Below are 2,297 nucleotides of genomic sequence, written 5' to 3' on the forward strand. Positions count from 1 at the left end.
CGCGCCGGGCTGACCGCCTCCCGGCCTCCCCGCTAAGGCTCGCCGCTCAAGTCCCCGCCGTATACGCCGCGATCGCCGCCATGTTGACGATGTCCGAGTCCTTGGCGTTCAGCGACACGATCTGAACCGGCTTGTTCAGCCCCACCAGCAGCGGGCCGATCACGGTCGAGCCGCCGAGTTCCTGCAGCATCTTGGTCGAGATCGAGGCCGAGTGGAACGCCGGCATGATCAGCACATTGGCCGGGCCGGTCAGCCTTATGAACGGATATTGCGCCATGGCCCGCGCATTGAGCGCCACGTCGGCGGCCATTTCGCCGTCATATTCGAAATCGACGCGGCGCTTGTCGAGGATACGCACGGCTTCCTGGACGCGTTCGGAGCGTTCGCCCTGCGGATGGCCGAAGGTCGAATAGGCGAGCATGGCAAGCCTCGGCTCATAACCCATGCGGCGGGCAAAGCCGGCTGCCTCCTCGGCGATGTCGGCGATCTGCTCGGCATTCGGCATATCGTGCACGGCAGTGTCGGCGACCAGCACGGTCTTGCCTCGCGCCAGCACGATCGAGACGCCGATGACGCGGTGGCCGGGCTTGGCGTCGATGACGCGGCGGATGTCGTCGAGCGCGGTCGAATAGTTGCGGGTGACACCGGTGACGATGCCGTCGGCGTCCCCCAGCGCCACCATGCAGGCGGCAAAATGGTTGCGATCGTTGTTGATCAGGCGCTGGCAGTCGCGGAACAGGAAGCCTTTGCGCTGCATGCGCTCGTAGAGATAGTCGGTATAGATGCCGTTGCGGCGCGACAGCCTGGCATTGATGATCTCGATGCCTTGCTTGTTGAGGTCGATGCCGGCGTGCTTGGCGTTTTCCTTGATGACGTCGTCGCGTCCGAGCAGGATGGCGGTGCCGAGCCGCTGGTTCACATAAGAGACGGCGGCGCGCATGACCTGTTCCTCCTCGCCCTCGGCGAAGACGATGCGCTTGGGCTGGCGGCGCACGCGGTCGTAGATGCGCTGCAGGGTCGAAGCGATCGGGTCGCGGCGGGCCGACAGCTCCTGCGCGTAACGGTCGAGATCGAGGATCGGCTTGCGGGCGACGCCTGAATCCATCGCCGCCTTGGCGACCGCGATCGGAATGGCCGAGATCAGGCGCGGGTCGAACGGCACCGGGATGATGTAGTTGGGGCCGAATTTCGGCCGGTTGCCCTGATAGGCGGCGGCGACATCGTCGGGCACATCCTGGCGTGCCAATGCCGCCAGCGCCTGCGCGGCGGCGATCTTCATGTCGTCATTGATGGTGGTTGCCCTGACATCCAGCGCACCGCGGAAGATATAGGGAAAGCCGAGCACGTTGTTGACCTGGTTGGGGTAATCAGAGCGACCGGTGGCCATGATGGCGTCGGTGCGGATCTCCGCCACTTCCTCCGGCGTGATTTCCGGATCGGGATTGGCCATGGCGAAGATGATCGGGTTCTTGGCCATCGACTGCACCATGGCGGTGGTCAGCGCGCCCTTGGCGGAGAGGCCGAGGAAGACATCGGCGCCATCGAGTGCCTCGGCGAGGCTGCGCGCCTCGGTCTTGACCGCATGCGCCGATTTCCACTGGTTAATGCCTTCGGTGCGGCCCTGGAAAACGACGCCCTTGGTGTCGCACAGGATGATGTTTTCCGGCGCAAAGCCCATCGCCTTCATCAGCTCGATGCAGGCGATGCCGGCCGCACCGGCGCCGTTGCAGACCATTTTTGTGGTCTTCATGTCGCGACCGGTGATTTCCAGCGCGTTGATCAGGCCGGCCGCCGAGATGATGGCGGTGCCGTGCTGGTCGTCGTGAAAGACGGGAATGTCCATCAATTCGCGCAGGCGCTGCTCGATGATGAAGCATTCCGGCGCCTTGATGTCCTCGAGATTGATGCCGCCGAAAGAGGGCCCGAGGAACCGCACGCAGTTGATGAACTCGTCGGCGTCCTCGGTGTCGACCTCGAGATCGATGGAATCGACATCGGCGAAGCGCTTGAACAGCACCGCCTTTCCCTCCATCACCGGCTTGGAGGCCAGCGCGCCGAGATTGCCTAGACCGAGGATAGCCGTGCCGTTGGAGATGACGGCGACCATGTTGCCGCGCGTCGTGTAGTCGAAGGCGCGGCTGGGGTCCTCGGCGATGGCCAGAACCGGAACCGCGACACCAGGCGAATAGGCGAGGCTGAGGTCGCGTTGTGTCGCCATCGGCTTGGTGGCGACGACCTCCAGCTTGCCCGGCCGACCCATGGCGTGGAACTCGAGCGCTTCCTGCGCACTGACGGAC

At 64.5% G+C, this 2,297-nt stretch carries 1 protein-coding gene; it reads right to left on the minus strand.

What is annotated here, in order from left to right; genetic code table 11:
* Positions 1–46: 46 nt before the first annotated feature.
* Positions 47–2,297, minus strand: a 2,251-nt coding sequence (locus EN749_RS34345; protein ID WP_145991136.1) for an NADP-dependent malic enzyme, incomplete at its 5' end; no start/stop codon positions are given.

It is taken from the genome of Mesorhizobium sp. M7A.F.Ca.ET.027.02.1.1 (genome assembly GCF_004022985.1).
Lineage (GTDB): Bacteria > Pseudomonadota > Alphaproteobacteria > Rhizobiales > Rhizobiaceae > Mesorhizobium.